This is a genomic window from Fodinibius sp. GM108 (assembly GCF_058386985.1).
On the sequence record NZ_JBYEIR010000001.1, the window covers coordinates 151,107 to 168,447 of the forward strand.

The 17,341-nt window shown below is 41.8% G+C and carries 22 protein-coding genes; 10 read left to right on the forward strand and 12 right to left on the reverse strand.

What is annotated here, in order from left to right:
* Positions 1 to 133: 133 nt before the first annotated feature.
* The gene (locus ACT3ID_RS00700; protein WP_491540057.1) at positions 134 to 490 is read right to left on the reverse strand and encodes a DsrE family protein; all 357 of its coding nucleotides are present in this window, start codon (positions 488 to 490) and stop codon (positions 134 to 136) included.
* A gap of 175 nt (positions 491 to 665) precedes the next feature.
* On the opposite strand from ACT3ID_RS00700, the gene ACT3ID_RS00705 reads away from it, so the two are divergent.
* Positions 666 to 1,199, forward strand: a complete 534-nt coding sequence (locus ACT3ID_RS00705) for a peroxiredoxin family protein (protein ID WP_491540058.1) — start codon at positions 666 to 668, stop codon at positions 1,197 to 1,199.
* A 1-nt stretch (position 1,200) separates the two neighbouring features.
* Positions 1,201 to 1,869, forward strand: a complete 669-nt coding sequence (locus tag ACT3ID_RS00710) for a cytochrome c biogenesis CcdA family protein (protein ID WP_491540059.1) — start codon at positions 1,201 to 1,203, stop codon at positions 1,867 to 1,869.
* A gap of 54 nt (positions 1,870 to 1,923) precedes the next feature.
* Here the strand turns inward: ACT3ID_RS00710 and ACT3ID_RS00715 are convergent, their stop codons facing one another.
* Positions 1,924 to 3,063 carry a DUF3179 domain-containing protein gene (locus ACT3ID_RS00715; RefSeq protein ID WP_491540060.1) on the reverse strand — a complete coding sequence of 380 codons (1,140 nt, stop codon included), beginning with the start codon at positions 3,061 to 3,063 and terminating at the stop codon, positions 1,924 to 1,926.
* A 182-nt stretch (positions 3,064 to 3,245) separates the two neighbouring features.
* On the opposite strand from ACT3ID_RS00715, the gene ACT3ID_RS00720 reads away from it, so the two are divergent.
* The gene (locus tag ACT3ID_RS00720) at positions 3,246 to 3,533 is read left to right on the forward strand and encodes a hypothetical protein (RefSeq protein ID WP_491540061.1); all 288 of its coding nucleotides are present in this window, start codon (positions 3,246 to 3,248) and stop codon (positions 3,531 to 3,533) included.
* Between the two features lie 231 nt (positions 3,534 to 3,764).
* On the opposite strand, the gene ACT3ID_RS00725 is transcribed toward ACT3ID_RS00720, so the two are convergent.
* Together ACT3ID_RS00725 and ACT3ID_RS00730 are read right to left on the reverse strand one after the other, a co-directional pair.
* Positions 3,765 to 3,956: a hypothetical protein gene (locus tag ACT3ID_RS00725; protein WP_491540062.1), complete on the reverse strand. Its 192-nt coding sequence runs from the start codon at positions 3,954 to 3,956 to the stop codon at positions 3,765 to 3,767.
* Between the two features lie 105 nt (positions 3,957 to 4,061).
* Positions 4,062 to 4,715 (reverse strand): RNA polymerase sigma factor, encoded by a 654-nt coding sequence (locus ACT3ID_RS00730; RefSeq protein WP_491540063.1) that lies wholly within the window; start codon positions 4,713 to 4,715, stop codon positions 4,062 to 4,064.
* Positions 4,716 to 4,764: 49 nt separating this feature from the next.
* Between ACT3ID_RS00730 and ACT3ID_RS00735 the strand changes: the two genes are divergently transcribed.
* Positions 4,765 to 5,880 carry a DUF3179 domain-containing protein gene (locus ACT3ID_RS00735; protein WP_491540064.1) on the forward strand — a complete coding sequence of 372 codons (1,116 nt, stop codon included), beginning with the start codon at positions 4,765 to 4,767 and terminating at the stop codon, positions 5,878 to 5,880.
* Between the two features lie 248 nt (positions 5,881 to 6,128).
* Here ACT3ID_RS00735 and ACT3ID_RS00740 read toward each other — a convergent pair whose 3' ends face one another.
* From ACT3ID_RS00740 to ACT3ID_RS00755, 4 genes are all read right to left on the reverse strand, one after another.
* Positions 6,129 to 7,508 (reverse strand): FAD-containing oxidoreductase, encoded by a 1,380-nt coding sequence (locus ACT3ID_RS00740; RefSeq protein WP_491540065.1) that lies wholly within the window; start codon positions 7,506 to 7,508, stop codon positions 6,129 to 6,131.
* 67 nt (positions 7,509 to 7,575) lie between these two features.
* Positions 7,576 to 7,800, reverse strand: a complete 225-nt coding sequence (locus ACT3ID_RS00745; protein WP_491540066.1) for a GDCCVxC domain-containing (seleno)protein — start codon at positions 7,798 to 7,800, stop codon at positions 7,576 to 7,578.
* The gene (locus ACT3ID_RS00750; protein ID WP_491540067.1) at positions 7,797 to 8,258 is read right to left on the reverse strand and encodes a MerR family transcriptional regulator; all 462 of its coding nucleotides are present in this window, start codon (positions 8,256 to 8,258) and stop codon (positions 7,797 to 7,799) included. The genes ACT3ID_RS00745 and ACT3ID_RS00750 overlap by 4 nt, the downstream gene beginning before the upstream one ends.
* Positions 8,259 to 8,314: 56 nt before the next feature.
* Complete coding sequence (locus tag ACT3ID_RS00755; RefSeq protein WP_491540068.1) at positions 8,315 to 8,461, reverse strand: hypothetical protein; 147 nt, start codon at positions 8,459 to 8,461, stop codon at positions 8,315 to 8,317.
* A gap of 158 nt (positions 8,462 to 8,619) precedes the next feature.
* Here ACT3ID_RS00755 and ACT3ID_RS00760 point away from each other — a divergent pair, with 158 nt between their 5' ends.
* Positions 8,620 to 8,754, forward strand: coding sequence for a hypothetical protein (locus tag ACT3ID_RS00760; protein WP_491540069.1), 135 nt, complete (start codon positions 8,620 to 8,622; stop codon positions 8,752 to 8,754).
* On the opposite strand, the gene ACT3ID_RS00765 is transcribed toward ACT3ID_RS00760, so the two are convergent.
* The 4 genes from ACT3ID_RS00765 to ACT3ID_RS00780 all read right to left on the reverse strand — a co-directional run bounded on the left by ACT3ID_RS00765 (position 8,740) and on the right by ACT3ID_RS00780 (position 14,083).
* A complete protein-coding gene (locus ACT3ID_RS00765; RefSeq protein ID WP_491540070.1) occupies positions 8,740 to 8,883 on the reverse strand; it encodes a hypothetical protein in 144 nt (47 codons plus the stop codon). The genes ACT3ID_RS00760 and ACT3ID_RS00765 overlap by 15 nt on opposite strands.
* A gap of 7 nt (positions 8,884 to 8,890) precedes the next feature.
* Entirely contained in the window at positions 8,891 to 11,722 is a 2,832-nt protein-coding gene (locus ACT3ID_RS00770) for a PAS domain-containing protein (protein ID WP_491540071.1), read from the reverse strand.
* Positions 11,701 to 12,969, reverse strand: a complete 1,269-nt coding sequence (locus ACT3ID_RS00775) for a chemotaxis protein CheB (protein ID WP_491540072.1) — start codon at positions 12,967 to 12,969, stop codon at positions 11,701 to 11,703. Before ACT3ID_RS00775 ends, ACT3ID_RS00770 begins: the two co-directional genes overlap by 22 nt.
* Before the next feature lie 211 nt (positions 12,970 to 13,180).
* Positions 13,181 to 14,083 carry a LysR family transcriptional regulator gene (locus tag ACT3ID_RS00780; protein ID WP_491540073.1) on the reverse strand — a complete coding sequence of 301 codons (903 nt, stop codon included), beginning with the start codon at positions 14,081 to 14,083 and terminating at the stop codon, positions 13,181 to 13,183.
* A gap of 65 nt (positions 14,084 to 14,148) precedes the next feature.
* On the opposite strand from ACT3ID_RS00780, the gene ACT3ID_RS00785 reads away from it, so the two are divergent.
* From ACT3ID_RS00785 to ACT3ID_RS00805, 5 genes are all read left to right on the forward strand, one after another.
* Complete coding sequence (locus tag ACT3ID_RS00785; protein ID WP_491540074.1) at positions 14,149 to 14,529, forward strand: hypothetical protein; 381 nt, start codon at positions 14,149 to 14,151, stop codon at positions 14,527 to 14,529.
* Between the two features lie 62 nt (positions 14,530 to 14,591).
* Positions 14,592 to 15,554 carry a sodium-dependent bicarbonate transport family permease gene (locus ACT3ID_RS00790; protein ID WP_491540075.1) on the forward strand — a complete coding sequence of 321 codons (963 nt, stop codon included), beginning with the start codon at positions 14,592 to 14,594 and terminating at the stop codon, positions 15,552 to 15,554.
* A gap of 49 nt (positions 15,555 to 15,603) precedes the next feature.
* Positions 15,604 to 15,906, forward strand: a complete 303-nt coding sequence (locus ACT3ID_RS00795; RefSeq protein ID WP_491540076.1) for a P-II family nitrogen regulator — start codon at positions 15,604 to 15,606, stop codon at positions 15,904 to 15,906.
* 728 nt (positions 15,907 to 16,634) lie between these two features.
* Positions 16,635 to 16,892, forward strand: coding sequence for a sensor histidine kinase (locus tag ACT3ID_RS00800; protein ID WP_491540077.1), 258 nt, complete (start codon positions 16,635 to 16,637; stop codon positions 16,890 to 16,892).
* 59 nt (positions 16,893 to 16,951) lie between these two features.
* Positions 16,952 to 17,269, forward strand: coding sequence for a sensor histidine kinase (locus ACT3ID_RS00805; protein ID WP_491540078.1), 318 nt, complete (start codon positions 16,952 to 16,954; stop codon positions 17,267 to 17,269).
* Positions 17,270 to 17,341 lie beyond the last annotated feature (72 nt).

A 17,341-nucleotide genomic window follows, 5' to 3' on the forward strand; every position in this document is an offset into this window, starting at 1 on the left:
CGCTTACTGCCTCTCCGAATATATTTCAGCGGTTTCTATGACTGTTCTCCATAATAATAGGAAAATCGCTCGTAATAGCCGCCTGGATAACTTTACCACCTCTGTCTATTTTTATGAAATGCCAAGCCCTTGATTAGAAAGTAACTATCTGGTATCCATCCACAATGAAGTTTCGCAGGCTTGGGTGTTGGTCGTATTCATCTAATAATTCTATATCGGTTTTCTTAACCTCATTGATCACTCCGAATGCTTTTGCGCAAAATCGGCATGCTCCATGAATACTGTCCTTCACGGCATTGTAAAGTGGATGCGCATCATGATTTTCATCTTCCAACTCGGGTATCCACTCGGTTCCTGCTCCGTCAAATACAATCTTAACCTCGTCGTTATTTTCCTGTAATTCCTTGGCAAGTTCCAGGGCATTAACTACACGTCCAAGTGATTCGTGGGATTCCGTATCCGCTAAGACTACTACTGCAACTTTATCCATTAACTCTATCTTTTTGTGTTAATTATAACATTTGGTTGACTATGCGCGCGGCTTTCTTCTTACTAAAAAAATTGCACCAGGATTTTGGTAAGATTATATAGGGTTGGGTAATCAGTAAAGTATACAATAGATTGATGACCCAACTCTTCCAATAAAATCGCTAAGCAAAAAACTCATGATCAAATTACTGGACAAGGTAACGCTGTTAATACTTTTTCTCCTTTTTGTAAATGCCTGTTCTTCAGGTCAATCAGAAAAATCTTCTGATGTTCAATCCTCTCAGGGACAAACTAAGGCCCCGAATTTTGAGGTAACGACTATTGACGGCGAAACAATAAGCCTGGAATCATCTATGGAAGAAAATAAGCCGATGGTGATCTATTTTACGGCTTCTTGGTGCCCCATTTGTGCAAAAAACTGGCCGGTGCTTTCTGAATTGTACCCAGAGTATAAAGATAAACTGAATTTAGTGGCTATTGGCATCGATCCCACAGACGATGTGGAAACAATGCGTAAACTTGCTGAGGAAGAGAATTTTACCTTTCCGATTACGAAAGGACAGCCGGAGATTATGTTAGACTTTGGTGTTGAAAGTCAGGCTACGACAGTAGGTATAAATCGGGATGGAAACATCGTTTTTCAAAAAAATAAAACGGCGCTCAGTGAAGAAGAGTATCGCGAGCTTTTTGATCAGTTGGTGAAATCATAACATGGAGTTCATATACTTTTCTTTTATTCAGGGCGTGCTGGCTTTTTTGGCACCCTGTGCCGTTGCTCTCTTGCCAGGCTATATAGTGGCCTTTGTCTCCCGCAACTCACAGAAAGATCCCACAACAGGCAGACGGTTTTATCGCGGTGTAAAGCTTGCCATGCTCAGTATTTTAGGTATCCTGTTGGTTTATGCTATTGCTGGCGGACTTATTATTGTGGCAGCTCAGGTTCTCAAAGACTATATGAAATGGATCACAGTGGGAATGGGTGGGATATTAATCGTGCTGGGTATTTTTATGATGGTGGGCAAAAATATTTCTTTTTCCCTGAATATGAACAATCCTACTTATAAAACAGAAGCAGCTGAAGCTTTTGTTTTTGGAATCGCCTATGCGATCGGGGCATTAGGTTGTCTGTTCCCATTGTTCCTGGTGGTGGCTACCCAGGCGATGGCAGCCCCATCCGCCTGGTTGGGTGCATCTTATATCGGTGCTTATTTTGTAGGTATCAGCGGCATGATGATAGCCACTATTCTGCTTTCGACATTTGCCAAAGATTTTCTGACGAAGTATCTGAGAACAATTTTGCCGCACATGGAACGTATAACCGGAATATTACTAGTATTGGCTGGTGGATATGTGATCTATTATCAGATGGTGTTGATTTAAAGGGATTAGAATAACGGCTTAATTCATCAAATAAACGGCCTAACGATCCTCGGATCATGTCCCACCTGATCCAACTTTCACATTGCGGAAAAAATCAGCCCAGGCAAACCAATAGGCGTTAAAGCTTGGGGTAGCCACTAATTTTTGTCCCTGGCGTGGACCACTTACGGCTTCTCCAAATATATTCCATCTCGTTCCTTCTTGATCTTCCATTACAACAGGAAGACTTCCCTCGACAGGTTTAAACTCTAATTCTGTTCCATCGGCAAGCGTCCTCTCAAAAGAAATAACCATACCCATGTCTGAACTTCCAACTACAACTACCTGTTCTCCCGCAACGATATCATGTATTACTTGTATGTTGGTACTAAAACTATCAATTGGATACACTTTAGATTCTGAATCATATTTTATACCGTGTACCAGAGTTTTCTTTTCAAGTCGGGGATCTTCATTATAAACTGGAAATAAGATTCGTTCATTATTTTCAGGGTAATCGGCTCCATATAGATACAGGTCATAATTTCGGTGATAACCAGTATTTTTATTTAACACCTTGGCATCAGAAAAAGCCTTTTTAAAAGTTCCCCAGGTCATTTCTACTAATTGAACTGTTTGTGTTTCTGTCCCTTTTAATGAACCGCTGACGCTTTTATTCAACATCTGTGACCAATTGCTGTTTGTATTTCTATCATAGGCAATCAGATTGTTTTTATGGATTAAACCTGAAACACCAAAGGTGGTTATTGCATCATCAAAGGTTCTTTCCCATGCAATCCCTGAGCCTGTCAATGGACAGTAGGTAATAGCAATTGGTAGATCTTCAACTCTATCGTTTACGATTTCATGGTAGTATAAAATGACGTTTGGATAAGCTCTGACTTCATTTCCTATTTTAATTCCTAATACCAGCTCCCAGTCATCTAAAAAGTCTATTTCAGAAATCGGGGAAAACTGAGGTGAGTCTATGGATGGTATGCCATCTTTACTGGCTCCAGCATCAACAATCTGGTTGCAGGGAATAGACCAGGGATCTTCTTCGCAAATTTGCAAACTTGCACCATTCCCATTCGTTATTTCGCCACTGCTGTCAACTGAGGAAGTACAGGCTATCAGCAGCATGGCTAATAACAAACAATCCCCCATCATGAGCGGAAAAAAAAGGCGGGATTTTTTAGAGTTTGATTTTCGCATGTAGTGTTGTAGTAAATGAATATCTCCTGCACCATTCTATTGATGTAACGATAGCATGCTTTCTTACCCTATTCTATGAATCATTTTTAAATCACTTATGAGTATTGTAAGATTAGCGGTTGTCGTCTCATCTTTACTTGTTGGTTAAAATAAGCTGGATAAAATTTTCGGGGTTAGTAGCAATGGATAAAAAACAATTAAAGGAGAGCCGCTTTTATCTAAGCCGAAAATTAATATGGGTGATAGGGGCATTTATCATTGCAGCCAGCATACTGGTAGTGCTTACTAACTTCTCCTTAAATATGACAGCGGCGACGGGTGATTATTCCAGGCTGCTTGCCAGTTGGAACCAACATCACTATCAAGCCACAGTACAAGTGGAGCGTTTTGCCCGCAGCGGTAATGAGGACGATTTGGAAGCATATCAAAAAAATAATTGCGGAGAAAAAAGACCTGAAAAAGTCTCTTAAACAGTTATTTAGGGACGAACCAGATGTAAAGAAAATTTTTGAGGCCTTTGGTAATCAGACGGTTTATCCCAATGAGGTAGCGGGGCTTATTACTGCGGCACAATATTTTGATTCCACAACGATAATGCAGGAAATATGGCTGAGTTTTGGGCTATTTATGTAGCCGATGGCTGGGAAGGAACAAAAGTAGCGGGAATTAATCTCTATAACAGAACCTTACCCAGATATGCTTCAATTCTTATGTACGGCACGAAGTGCATCAAGGAGAGCCTGATATTCCTGGCGACAGCTTCCGCATTTATCAAGGTGTTCTTTAACCAGAGGTTTAGCCTCCTCGGGAGATTTTCCTGCCAGCTCCATTTCGGCAAACTCATGGAGCTCTTCAAAGCATTCATCACAGCCTAGTTCCTGATCAGTGGTCATTTTCACCGATTTGATCAGGTTTTTTAAAATATCAGGTGTCAGTTCCATGTTAAATAAAACTAAAAATTGTTCTTGTGGTTATTGATGATATCAGCTGCACAAATCTTACAGTTTATTTAGCATTTCATCGGGATCTATCCCTTCAATTTCCAGCTTATTTTTAATCTTAAGGCGCGCATCATGTACCAATTTGTATAAAGCATTTCTGTTTGTATCCATCTGCCTGGCTACTACCGGAAAAGGAAGCCCCTGAATCATCAGAGCATTGATAGCCTGTTTTTGTTTATTTGTAAGTTCTTCATTGATAATCTGCATAACTTTCTCAACTAATTGCGATTCATGCACTGAACGATCGGGGCTGGTATCGTCAGTGGCAACAGACAGCGAAAATACTTCCCGGCTGTCATCATCCGGTTTTAAATCTTCAATCGAGATGTCATCGTATCGCTTTAGACGCAGTTCAGTAAGACCTTCACGAACGGCAATTTTCATCGCCCAGGTAATGAGCTTGCTATCACCGCGGAAAGAATCGATGTTATCAAGTACTTTGAGCAATGTGTCTTGCGCTATATCCTCGACAAACTGATCAAGCTCACGATCTACATACTTGTGCAGGGCTGGTTTAAGTCCACGAATCAATTGTTTTCGCAGCTGATCAACAGCTTGCTCATCTACCGGTGGTGATAACGCTTCTATCCATTCTTCATTGGTGTCGTAAGATCTCTGCCGGTTACGACGTCTCTTAAACCAGTTAAGCATGTGAAATTTCTTTGGTGATTAAAACAGCGTAAAATAAATAAGCATTGTCATGCTACCATTCAATCCGCTTCGGTTAAGTTATGTAATAATTCTGTTGATTGGAATTGGGTTGATGAGTAATAGTCAGGCGCAATCGTTAGAAGGCTGGAAAACTAATACTGAGAAATCCATCATCGATTTAAATGAATTAAAACAAGGAGGTCCTCCCAAAGATGGTATTCCTTCGATCGATAATCCAAAATTTATATCTCTTGGCGAAGCGGATTCATGGATCTCTGCGCAAGAACCGGTAATTGCACTGGAATACAGCGGAGAAGCACGAGCCTATCCGCTCCAAATACTGATCTGGCACGAAATAGTAAATGAAGAAATAAATGGTGATCCGCTATTGGTTACCTTTTGCCCGCTCTGTTATTCGGCACTCGTTTTTGACCGTACTATTGATGGGGTAACGCATGAGTTTGGCGTTTCCGGTTTTTTGCGTCACTCCGATCTGGTCATGTTCGACCGCAAGACAGAGACGCTGTGGCAACAGTTTACGGGTAAAGCTATTGTTGGTGATTATGTGGGAAAAACGCTGGAGCAAATCCCCAGTCAGATCATTTCATTTGAGCAGTTCAGTGAAGCTTATCCTGAAGGTAAAGTTTTATCAAGAGAGACAGGCCACAATCGAGACTACGGCAGAAATCCATATTCGGGGTATGATGATGTAGATAATACGCCACTGTTTGGATCGGAAAAAGAAGACAGCCGGTTGCCGCCCATGGAAAAGGTAATAGGAGTAAAAATGGATGATGTGAAAAAAGCATATCCATACTCTGTTACTCAAAAAGAGAAGCTCATTAATGATAATATATCTGATACACCGGTGGTCGTTTTTCATTTGGAAGGAGCACGTTCGGCGCTTGATGAATCGGAGATATCAGAATCACGCGAAGATGGGTCAACCGGAGTATTCAAACGTACCTTGAATGACAAGACACTAACTTTTGAACTGCGATCTGGTCAAATTTATGATGCAGAGACCGGAACAAAATGGGATATTACCGGCAGGGCATTGGAAGGTCCCTTAGAAGGGGAGCAACTAGAATCAGCTATTGCGGGTAATTACTTCTCTTTTACATGGCTGGTATTTTGGCCGGATACAGAAATTTATAACAATTGAATGAAGCTTTAATCTTCCCCTACGCCAAAATCTTGTAGAGCAAGTTATATCCTCCTCAGGTTGACGGTGTTATTGTCATACCACCGAGATTCACAGAGAAAACGCAGAGTTGCACAAAGATTTGAACGCTGAAGTGTGAAAGAGACATTAAACATAGTTACGAGGGAGTTCTGCTCCCGAAATAGGGTTTAGAATCACACTTGAGATGCCTCGTCGCAATCTCCTCGCCTTTACATATTGCTAGATTTTTACTCCATCGGTTCCAGGTTTTCCAGCATCGTAGGAATAAGTTCTGAAACTGTTGGGTGTATATGAACCGCGTCTCTGATAGTGGTATATGGTTCATCGGCATACATAATGTCGATAACAGAGTGTATTATCTCATCTCCTCCGACACCTAAAATAGCCGCGCCAAGTATTTTGTTGGTATCAGCATCAACAAGTACTTTCATAAAACCTTTTGTTTCACCTTTTTCTTTGGCTCTGGCTATACGATCCATCGATCTTTTCCCAATCAAAACATTGCGATTAGAAGCATGCGCTTGTGATTCTGTCAAGCCAACGCGACCCAAAGGGGGATCGATAAACAATCCGTAGCAGGTGAAGCGATCTGATATCCGGCGCGAATTAGTTTCAAACAGGTTGGCTGCTGCAATTTCGAAATCATTATAAGCCGTATGGGTAAAAGCTCCTTCTCCGTTGCAGTCGCCGAGTGCCCAAACACCATTCGAGGTGGTTCTTAACTGATCATCAACTTGAATAAAGTCTCGATCATCTGTTTTGATTGAGGTATTTGGGATTCCCAAATCATCAGTGTTGGGTCGGCGTCCTGCTGCTATAAGAAGATGAGAACCCTTCACCTGGGGTGGTCCTTCTTTACAATTTACATCGACGACTACTTGTCCGTTGTCGTTTGCCCCCCCGATACATTCGGCGTTCAGACGAAAATTAACACCTTCTGCTTCCAAAATATTACGAATGGCTTCAGAAACATCCTCATCCTCTTTAGACAGCAAACGATCGCCTTTTTCGATAATGGTTACTTTACTGCCAAACCTTCTGAACATCTGGCCAAACTCCAGGCCAATATATCCACCGCCTACGATAATGAGATGCTCAGGTACCACTTCAAGCTCCATTATAGTCGAATTGGTAAGATAGTCGACACTCCCGAAACCGGAAGGAATAAAAGCGCGGCCTCCCACATTGATAAATATTTTGTCGCCTTTAAGTTGTTTATCTTCAACTGCAAGAACATTTTCATCTTCAAAACGTGCGTGCCCTTCATACACCATCAGGTTTTCGGTGTCTTTCAGCCAGCTTTCAACTCCTTCGGTCGACTCCTTTACAATAGCATCTTTTCTTGCCATTACTTTTTTCATGTCAACGTTAACCGAGCCGTTTATTGATATTCCAAAATCATCCATTCTGTTTGCCATATGGGCTGCGCGAGCACTGGCTACCATTGTTTTGGTGGGGGTACAACCGGTGTTTACACAGGTTCCGCCAAATTGGTGACGTTCAATCACGGCGGTTTTTAACCCTTCATTAGCACATCGGGCAGCAAGTGAAGGGCCCGCTTGTCCGGTTCCGATAATGATGGCATCAAAATGTTCTCTATTTGACATACATTGTAGTTGTGACTGGGATTGAAGTGTTGGACGGGATCGGTTTATCTATTCTTACCAAGATCCGTCAGCAACAGGACGGACCTTCTTCCTGAACCGGCGGACACGGATTGTCGCCGAAGGAACAAAATACGCAGCAGTCGCCTTCTTGAGGTTTTAATACTTCGCTACAATGGGGACACCCCCAAAAATATTGGCAAGAGTTCTGGGGCATTGGCTCCGTAGTTTTTTCTCCACACTCCGGGCAGGTTATCGTCGATTGAAGATTTATTTGTCGATCAGCTTTACTCATCTTCTTAATTGTTTTCCTGCTTCATTGTTTCCTTCCAGGGCTTCAAGAATAGGACATTCGCCCTTTGGTCCATCTTCGGCACATGCATTAATCAGTTCAGTAAGAGTTTCTCTGATTTGCTCCAGGTCTTGGATTTTTTCCATCACATCCCGGTACTTAGCCTCCGCCTCTTCTTTTATTTCCGAGCAGGTGGTATCCTCATCCATACGAAGTTCCAGCAGCTCCTTGATTTCACTAAGTGTAAATCCCAGTTCCTGGGCTCGTTTTATAAACCGGATTTGATCGATATGCCGCTGCGTAAAAATACGATAGCCGGATCGCCTCCGGTCGGGTTTCGGAATCAGATCTCGCTTTTCATAATAGCGGACAGTTTCTTTATTAACTCCTGCTCGTTTTGCTACTTCCCCAATCTGAAAAGTAGTGATATCCTCATACTTTTTATTCATGTCTTCTCTCATAATACGAGTAATTTAGATGCCGATACCACCTTTTGACGGGTGGTATCGGCTTCTTATTAATTTTTCTTTACCATTGTTTTGCCACAGCAACAGGTCGGATTTTGCGTACCCGAGCAGTTGCTGGGTGCTCCTTTGGTCACGGTAACTTCACATCCACAAGTTTCGTCGGGACATCGATAAACTTCTCCTTTTTGTAATGGCATAATTACTCCTCCTTATTTAAAAAGAATGATGATTTACAATATAAGGCCTGTAGTATGGTCGAGAGTCAAATATTAAATTTAAAGTGTTTTACATAGGTAAGATTATTCCGCGTATTGCTATCTATAGGAAAAATAGATAACTAATTCCGAGATAGCAGATGATTAAAACTTATCGTGATACCAAATTAGAAAGCCACATTATCTTGGCCGACCAAGAAGCAGACCTGCATCGTTTTGCCGGTCAGGATTTTTTTACGGTGATATGGAATCGCGGACCATCAGGTCGGGGATAGAATTGCAGAGCTTTTTACTTTCAACGTGCCGCCAATTCGGTGGTGCATAATATTAATGCCCATTCCTGCTCTCTTTTTTGCACCATCAGAGAAACCGGTACCATCATCGGCAATATCAGATACTGCCAAGTAAAAATTATTTAGACGCAGCAGGAACTTCCGCCCGGATGGTCATAACCAGCGACTCATAGGCCTCGGTCTTTGTAAGGAAAGCCGAAGCCCCCGCCTCGCGCATATCCTGCTCTATTTCATTACTGTCGTGTAGAGAGACTCCGATAATACATACATTCGGCATATCAGAAGAAATTCTGCGTGTAGCCTCAATGCCATCCATCTCCGGCATGTTCACATCCATCAAAATAACATCCGGTGAACTGTCACGGCACATACGTACAGCTTCCTTTCCGTCTCCAGCCTCCCCAATCACTTCCAAATCGTCTTCTTCACCGATAATCTTACAAAGTCCCTTGCGAAACATCTTGTGATCATCCACCAGTAAAATTTTCGTCTTTTCCCCGCTTTTTCCCCGGCCGGGGTCTGTTACTTCTGATCGGCCATCTTCTTCTATTTGCTTCGTCTTTTCAATGTCGCGGTGATCTTCCGACAAGGGGACAAATAATGTTACTTTTGTGCCGTGGCCTTTTTTCGACGCAATATCCACCTGTCCCCCCAGCAGGTCAATTCGCTCCTGAATATTAAATAGTCCAAATTTTTCCTCTTTTGCAGATGCCAACTCCTTTTCCTCCGGGTCAAACCCCTCTCCCTCGTCTTCCACGGTTAGCTGCAACTGATTCTTGCTTCGCCCAAGACGAATCGCAGCTTTTTTCTCCGAGGTATGTTTGAGGATGTTAAAGAGCAGTTCTCTTACACTTTGAATAACCGTTAACCTCACCTCGTCCTTCAGCGGCTTTGGTTGCTTGTCGTCATCAATGGTTACGGTGAGATTATGTTTTTCGAATTTTTCAACAAGCCAGTCCAAATTTGCTCGAATATCATTTTTAATCGAGGACGGCGGTTTTAAATCTGAAGTAAGTTCCCGGGTATACCGGATGGCATCATTCATTATTTGCTTCAACTCATCTGCAGCCGTAGCATTCTCTTCATCGGATTTCCCCTGCTGTAACTCGGTAACCTTCATTTTACCCAATGCAAGCAGCTGACCCAGATTGTCGTGAAGCTCGGTAGCCAGCTCTTCGCGCTGTTTTGCCTCTGTTTGGCTCAGCTGAAACGCAAGCGACCTCAATTTGTCCTGATAGCTTAACAACGACTGAGTTTTTTCCTCCACCCTCTTTTCAAGTGTTTTGTTCATTTGTTCCAGCTCTTTCTGGACCTGTTTACGTTCTGTAATATCTAATAATACAAGCATGCCGGAGGTAACTTCCCCGGTTCCATTCTCAATGGGGAGCGTTTGGGCTAACAGGTGACGGTTCTGGTGTTCGATTTCGAATTTCCTCGCTTCTCCATTGAGGGCAGCAAGAAAATGCGACTTAATTTCATTGATAAGCTCATCAGGATAGATATCTGTGATCTTACTTCCGATATGATCCTCCGGATCAGTTTCGTCCGTATCGAACAGTTGCCCACCAATAGCTGTATATCGCAGATCGCTGTCAAAAAGAGCAACGGCTCCATTGGGATAGTTCTTTACGAGCGTTTGATATTTTTCTTTATTTCTCCGAAGAGCTTCTTCGGTCTCTTTGAGCTCTGTAACATCTACGAAAGTTATAACCACACCGTTGACTTTTCCGTCTACGGTTTGATAGGGACGAAGACGCATGATATAAGCATTACCTTTTTTATCAGTGACCTCTTTCCGCGTCTTTTCCAGATCATTGAGCACATTCTCAATATCAGCTATGATCGAATCATACTTCAACTGATGGGTAAAGTGTTCGAGCGGTCTCCCTAAATCCGAAGGCGTCAGATTAAAAATATCAGTAGCTTTTGATGTAAACCGTTTGAGGCAGAAGCTACGATCCACAAAGATGATGGCCATTTCTGTGGCTTCCATCAGATTTTTCAGATCGCTGTTAGCCTGGCTAAGATCATCAATCTTTGATTCCAGCTCCTGATTAACGGTTTTTAGCTCTTCATTGACGGACTGCAACTCTTCTTTGCTGGTCTCCAGTTCTTCGGTCGTGGATTGCAACTCTTCATTCATCGACTGCAGCTCTTCATTTGACGATCTAAGCTCTTCGTTAGAAGTCTCATAATCCTCGATTGTTAATTCCAGCTGCTCCTTCGTTTGTTTGAGTTCGGTTTCCAGTTCCTCGATAATTTCTGTTTTTTCCTCAGAAAAATCTGTTTTTTCTGCTATATCATCACCGGAGCCGTCGCCATCTCTCTTTTTTTGGAATACAATGTGGATCAAGTCGTCGGGAAAATCTTTTTCCCTGATCCTATCCACATGTAACGCAATAAGTTGAGACCGCTTGTTTATTTTGACCCATACATGCTTTTGAACCGGAAGATCAATTTCATCCCTTTTGATCCGATACAGGATACTGCGCAACGGCTGGCGCAAATCCGAAATTACGATATCCAAAACCTTGCGGCTCGGCTCTCCCTCTGAATAACCCGTATACCTGCCAATCCCTTTTGTGGCATGCAATACTTCTTCATTATCATTGATAATCACGCTGGGCGGTGCATACCGGCGGGTCATAAGCCGCTGGTGCAACTGTTCAAAGCTGGATTTTGCTTTCGAAGGCAATTTCCATGAACGAGAGCCGGAAGGTTTACTGGGGCTGAATTTTAAAGGAAAACTGGGAAGATGAACCGTTGATTTACTTCCGGAGTTCTTCTGGTAAATCCGATGTTCTTTATCAATAGGCGAAAATTGCTCGGCAGCCTGCAGATTAGAGTCGGAATTTCCCAGAAATAAGATGCCCGTTGGCTTCAGCGCATAGTGAAAAAGATTAAATACCTCGCTTTGCAGATTTCGGTCTAGATTAACAGGTTGCGACACGAAATCAGATCCAGGTTCAAAAAAGGAGGATTTCTTAGCAGGTCATGTTTTGAGAATAGAATTAAATTGCGAAGTTCTTCCTTTACCACATATTCATACCCATGCTTCATAAAATAACGCTGAAGATGCTGTTCCGTAAGATCTCCGGCAATAGATTCAGGATATCGTCCCTTTCGGGCAACATCGAGCGCCTGCTGGTCAATATCGGTAGCAAATACCTGGATGGAGGGAGAGGCGCTGATATTCCGGGCGTATTTATGCAACAGCATAGCAATAGAATAGGCTTCTTCGCCGGTGGCACAACCCGGTACCCAAATCCGAAGATCATCATCCTGATTTTTACCTTCGAAAAGTTGGGGTATCACTTTCTCTCCCAACGCTTCAAACGCCTCCGGATCCCGAAAAAAGTTGGTAACGCTGATAAGAAGATCTTTAAATAACTCCTGTGTCTCGTTTTCATCCTTATTCAATACGGCAAGATATTCGTCAAGCGAGGTAACACTGTGAACATGCATCCGACGCTTTATGCGCCGCAGCATGGTGGTTTGTTTATAATGGCTGAAATCGTGCTCGGTTTCTTTTTGGACCTTCTCAAATAGTTCCGCGAGAACTTCCTGTTCACTTTCGGTTAGCTCTTCAGGCGTGTCCGCAACCCGAACTGTGTTCAGACTTCTTTTATAATCCATCAACGCCTGCGGCATTTCCTGTATCGACAGAATCTTATCGGCCATACCCGTATCGATAGCATTTTGGGGCATATCACCGTATTCTGCTTCCGCGGGGTCCTGGACAATGGTAAGACCGCCATTTTCTTTGATGGACTTCATGCCCGTGGCCCCGTCACTTCCCGAACCCGACAGCGTGATACAAAGAGCCCGATCACCCTTTACATTGCCTAGTGAGCGATAGAATTGATCTATAACCTGCGAGCGGCCGTTATCAGGATCCGACAACTCAAGATGGTTGTCACCAACAGTGAGGATTTTATTGGGAGGGATGACATATACGCAATTTTCTTCTATCTCTGTCTTTTCATTTACCTGCATGACCTTCAACGAAGTCTTCGCTTGCAGCAGTTCTGCCATACTGCTTTCATGATCCGGGGAAAGATGGACAATAACGATAAAAGCCATACCCGGATCTTCTGATAAAGAATTGAAAAAGGTTTTAAGAGCTTCTAGTCCGCCGGCTGAAGCTCCTATGCCTACGGTTAGAGTAATGTTACGATCACCAGATGCATTCGTCATCTTTAACTACTTACGTTGAACTTTGAGCTTAACTTTTTAGATAGAGTAAACGTTTCTTATTAGTGATATTGTAACCTGATTGTTTAATCATAATAGAAAAAAGGAACTATGGAAAAAACATCGGACTACACCGCAGTAGAAAAAGAAAGGCGGGATGCAATCGATTTTTTTCGATAAAAACTTCTAAAGAATATGATTTGTTATAACTAGCTTATGGAAGCAGCTGGTCGAGGCCTTTTTCCTGCAGAAATAGTAAAAAGTTCTTAACAACAGGTGACAGGCTTTTCTCCTTTTTATAAAGTGCATGCCAGTGAGTTAGGATAGGAAGTTTTTGAACCTCAAGAATCGAAATTTTATTGAGTTTGAGCTCGTTTTTCAGACTTAGCTTCGATATAAGAGAGATGCCTATACCCCCCATGATAGCCTGTTTCACCGCTTCATTTGTACCTAGTTCCATAACAGGATTTACGGAAATATTATTTTCGGCAAGGTAACGTTCTAAAACCATGCGCGTCCCAGAACCTGGTTCACGATATACAAAAGGCTGATTTTTAAGCTGTTGTATATTTATGTCGATTGTGTCTCTAAGTGGATGGTCGGGAGCACCACACATAACCAAGGGATTCTTCAAAAACGGAATCGCATTTACTGATTTATCATCAGGTAATTGTGTCAGTATTGCCAGATCATATTCATTCTCTTTAAGATGTCCCAGCACCTCATCTCTGTTCGTAACCTTTAGCGAGACCTGAATTTTGGGATATCTTTGTTGGAATTCACCCAGCAGATACGGTAAAAAGTATTTGGCGGTAGAGGCGGCTGATATAGTAAGATTCCCCTCTAGTCCACCTTTGAGCTGAGAAACAAGGGCAGAAAACGAATCAATTTCATTCTGAATAGTTTGCTGCATTTGGTAAAGATGCCGTCCCGCCTCTGTTAGATATACCTGTCGGCCTACTACCTCAATCAAGGGTATATCCATTGTTTCTTGCAGCTGTTTTATTTGAATAGATACGGCCGGCTGGGTCATATGCAATTCTTTCGCTGCTTTTGTCATACTTCGGAGTGTAGCGACCTTCCCAAATACTTGAAGCTGATGCAGGGTAAAATTCATATAAACTATTGTTTATGCTTTGTATTAAAAGTATTAATTATCACTTATAAATCAATATCTGTATCATGGGCCGTTTTAAAAATTCCCTTGGTGGAGACAAACCTCTACCAGGGCAGAACCTAAGTAGTAAACTTGAAAAATATTTAGACATGACAGCTCAATCTATTAAGTCCAAGGATAAATTCTTACTGGTTAATGAGGCATATTCGTTTGAAGAGGCAAAGGAATTATTAATGTGTTTAGTGGCTGGGACGGTACGATTCCATGCTATTAACTGTATGCACTTATGGGAAACTAAAGGGTCTAAAAATGAGCAATCTGAAAAAAGGAAAAAAGAACTGGATAAAATACGGAAAGATATTCTAAATATGCTCAATGACATTGACGATGAGAATTTATCTTTTGAAATAAAAGCAGAAGTCAAAGTAACTGCTAAAAAAGCGTAGCTCTATTAACCTGCTTTTCACCTAACCCATCCAATTAATTTAACTATTAGTAATAAGACATTATGGAGCACATTATAACGCTGGCCTCTAACCTGCTCTCTCCTATCATTCTCATGTTTGTTTTGGGAGTGATCGCCTCACTGGTTCGCAGTGACCTGAAGCTGCCAGAGCCACTTTACAATGGGCTCGCAATTTATTTGCTGTTGGCAATCGGTTTGAAGGGAGGGGTGGAATTGAACCAGACGCCTCTCAGCGAATTTGTTGGTCCGGCGCTGATTACATTATTCTTGGGGATACTCACACCTATAATAGCATATAATGTATTACGTAGACTAGGACATTTTGACCGGATTAACGCTTCGGCTATTGCAGCTCACTATGGTTCAGTGTCAGCGGTAACATTTATTGTGGCAATAGCATTTGGCACTATGACTGGAAGAGTCTCGGAAGGATTTATGCCTGCACTTGTAGCTATACTAGAGGTACCGGCGATAGTGGTAGGTCTGATGATTGCTTTCACGCGTGAAAAACGAGCAGGATCCTGGCAAGAAGCGCTTCACGAAGTACTTGCTGGCCGAAGTATTTTATTGCTGGCGGGAGGCTTAATAATAGGATGGGTATCCGGTACAGCGGGATTTGAGCCTATTTCCCCATTCTTTGAGGCAGGTTTTAAAGGAGCATTAGGACTATTCCTGCTTGAGATGGGAGTTATAACGGCCCGGCGATTAGAGGATCTGCGAGAAGTGGGAGGGTTCTTGATCGGCTTTGGCATTTTAGTCCCTATTTTCCATGGTCTCCTTGCAGTCTGGCTTGGGGGAATAGTGGGACTTTCACTGGCAGGTAGTGCTGTTCTTGGTGCGATGGTATCAAGCGCATCCTATATTGCTGCGCCCGCTGCCGTTCGTATCGCACTACCTGAGGCAAATCCAACATTCTATCTGACGGCTTCTTTGGGTATAACCTTCCCCTTTAATATTACCCTTGGCATACCACTCTATTATGCTTTTGCAGAATGGCTTTTTTAAAAGCATATTTTATGAATTATTAACAATCATTTTCTAAATCACCATCGTTATGCAAACGACAACTCTTAAGCTTGTAACGATCGTTACAGAACGAATCCTGGAAGATCGACTGCTACGCAAAGTCCAAGAGCTGGGAGCCAAAGGATACACGCTGACACAGGCAACAGGCAAAGGATCACGAGGGGTTCGGGCCAGCGAATGGGAAGGACCTGATACGCGGATTCAAAGCCTGGTCAGCAAAAAAGTAGCCGATGCCATTGTAGAATACATTGCCGAAAACTTCTTTGAGCATTACGCGGTTATTGTCTACGTACAAGATGCGGAAGTAGTACGAGGAGAGAAATACATTTAATTGAAAGTTAGGTTTAGGCTCAAGATGGTTCTTTAGCAAAAAAGATTCACAGCCCAGGAATTTATGACTAATGCCTATTTGTGGGTAAAATATGGCAAAGAGATGATGGCAGAATCAAAATCACTTTTACCCGATTGGCGGATTGGAACCATAGGTCGGGATTTTAGAAAAAGAAAGGTGACGTCTGATGGCGCTCCTTTTTTATTTTGACAATCTTTTTCTAAAATAAAATAGTTTCCCCGCAAGACAGCTTGGCTGACTGAGGATAAATGGGACTACCCATAGGGCACTGATTATATTTGGAATAAGAATGCGATGAAAAAAACATTTTCTGGTCCTGATCCAAACAGAAAGGCTTGGGAGAGACATATTTTAGCGATCTAGTTCAAAGGCCTTTATTAGATTCTTTAAAAAAAGAAAAAATAAAGAATTATGTATACGAAGGAAGCATAAATAAGGAATGGGAAGTAAAGAGTAGCAATCTAGATAGCTTTATTGAGAACAAGATTTTTATCTTAAAGAGAGAAAGAATAATACAAGATATTGTAAAGCATATTGTCTTCTTCCTAGTTTGGAATTAAATAATACAAAAAGTCTAAAATTAGAAGATGATTTCCTAATTAGGAAGTGGTCTAATCAAGATAAATCATTGCATCTTACATTAAATAAATATGAATACAATTTTAATGATGTATTAGAAACCAGTTTCCTGATGTTAGGGAATTGTTTTGCCGCTGCAAGAAGTTCATCACCGTGTTAAAAATAATTTAGCGGTTATTTCAAGTTTATTGCAGTTACAAAAGTTTAATACCGAGGATGAAAAGCTTCAGCACATACTATCAGATAGTGAGATGCGGATTCAAACGATGGCCCTCATTCACGAGCAGCTGTATCAATCTCAATCCCTCTCAGAAATTAATGTGGAAAATTATATGCGGGAATTAGTTGATACAATTAAAGTCTGCATGACCCTGAAAACCGGATAACATTCAGCCTTAGCTGTGATAATATTGCCTTAAACGTAAATCAGGCGGTCCCATGCGCAATGATTATCAATGAGCTTGTCAGCAATTCTTTTGAACATGGGTTCGAGGAATCAAAAAAAGGAAAAATTAAATTGGCTGTAACAAAGGAGAATAGTAGTATCAAATTGGTGCTAAAAGATGATGGTTTCGGGTTACCACCTGACTTTAAACCTGATAATACTTCTACCTTCGGTTATACCATTATTAACACTTTAGTTCAACAACTTGGGGCAGAACTTGAGATCAAAAGCAATAATGGAACAGAAGTAACTATTGCTTTTGAAAAGGCTGATATAAAAGGATCGAGTAGTGCTCTAAATTCTAGTAATCTTATATAAAGGGAATTCAGAAGAGCCCTTTTTTCTCTAAATATCTCCCTGTTATGAATATGCAAATAACAGTTTTTTAAT

Bases quoted from the DNA above. Each gene is read 5' to 3' on its own strand.
- ACT3ID_RS00700 (WP_491540057.1), bottom strand. From the start codon at position 490: ATGGATAAAGTTGCAGTAGTAGTCTTAGCGGATACGGAATCCCACGAA.
- ACT3ID_RS00780 (WP_491540073.1), bottom strand. From the start codon at position 14,083: ATGAATTTTACCCTGCATCAGCTTCAAGTATTTGGGAAGGTCGCTACA.
- ACT3ID_RS00725 (WP_491540062.1), bottom strand. From the start codon at position 3,956: ATGACCACTGATCAGGAACTAGGCTGTGATGAATGCTTTGAAGAGCTC.
- ACT3ID_RS00715 (WP_491540060.1), bottom strand. From the start codon at position 3,063: ATGCGAAAATCAAACTCTAAAAAATCCCGCCTTTTTTTTCCGCTCATG.
- ACT3ID_RS00790 (WP_491540075.1), top strand. From the start codon at position 14,592: ATGGAGCACATTATAACGCTGGCCTCTAACCTGCTCTCTCCTATCATT.
- ACT3ID_RS00735 (WP_491540064.1), top strand. From the start codon at position 4,765: ATGCTACCATTCAATCCGCTTCGGTTAAGTTATGTAATAATTCTGTTG.
- ACT3ID_RS00760 (WP_491540069.1), top strand. From the start codon at position 8,620: ATGATTAAAACTTATCGTGATACCAAATTAGAAAGCCACATTATCTTG.
- ACT3ID_RS00795 (WP_491540076.1), top strand. From the start codon at position 15,604: ATGCAAACGACAACTCTTAAGCTTGTAACGATCGTTACAGAACGAATC.
- ACT3ID_RS00775 (WP_491540072.1), bottom strand. From the start codon at position 12,969: ATGACGAATGCATCTGGTGATCGTAACATTACTCTAACCGTAGGCATA.
- ACT3ID_RS00720 (WP_491540061.1), top strand. From the start codon at position 3,246: ATGGATAAAAAACAATTAAAGGAGAGCCGCTTTTATCTAAGCCGAAAA.
- ACT3ID_RS00750 (WP_491540067.1), bottom strand. From the start codon at position 8,258: ATGAGAGAAGACATGAATAAAAAGTATGAGGATATCACTACTTTTCAG.
- ACT3ID_RS00755 (WP_491540068.1), bottom strand. From the start codon at position 8,461: ATGCCATTACAAAAAGGAGAAGTTTATCGATGTCCCGACGAAACTTGT.
- ACT3ID_RS00710 (WP_491540059.1), top strand. From the start codon at position 1,201: ATGGAGTTCATATACTTTTCTTTTATTCAGGGCGTGCTGGCTTTTTTG.
- ACT3ID_RS00805 (WP_491540078.1), top strand. From the start codon at position 16,952: ATGATTATCAATGAGCTTGTCAGCAATTCTTTTGAACATGGGTTCGAG.
- ACT3ID_RS00705 (WP_491540058.1), top strand. From the start codon at position 666: ATGATCAAATTACTGGACAAGGTAACGCTGTTAATACTTTTTCTCCTT.
- ACT3ID_RS00740 (WP_491540065.1), bottom strand. From the start codon at position 7,508: ATGTCAAATAGAGAACATTTTGATGCCATCATTATCGGAACCGGACAA.
- ACT3ID_RS00745 (WP_491540066.1), bottom strand. From the start codon at position 7,800: ATGAGTAAAGCTGATCGACAAATAAATCTTCAATCGACGATAACCTGC.
- ACT3ID_RS00730 (WP_491540063.1), bottom strand. From the start codon at position 4,715: ATGCTTAACTGGTTTAAGAGACGTCGTAACCGGCAGAGATCTTACGAC.
- ACT3ID_RS00785 (WP_491540074.1), top strand. From the start codon at position 14,149: ATGGGCCGTTTTAAAAATTCCCTTGGTGGAGACAAACCTCTACCAGGG.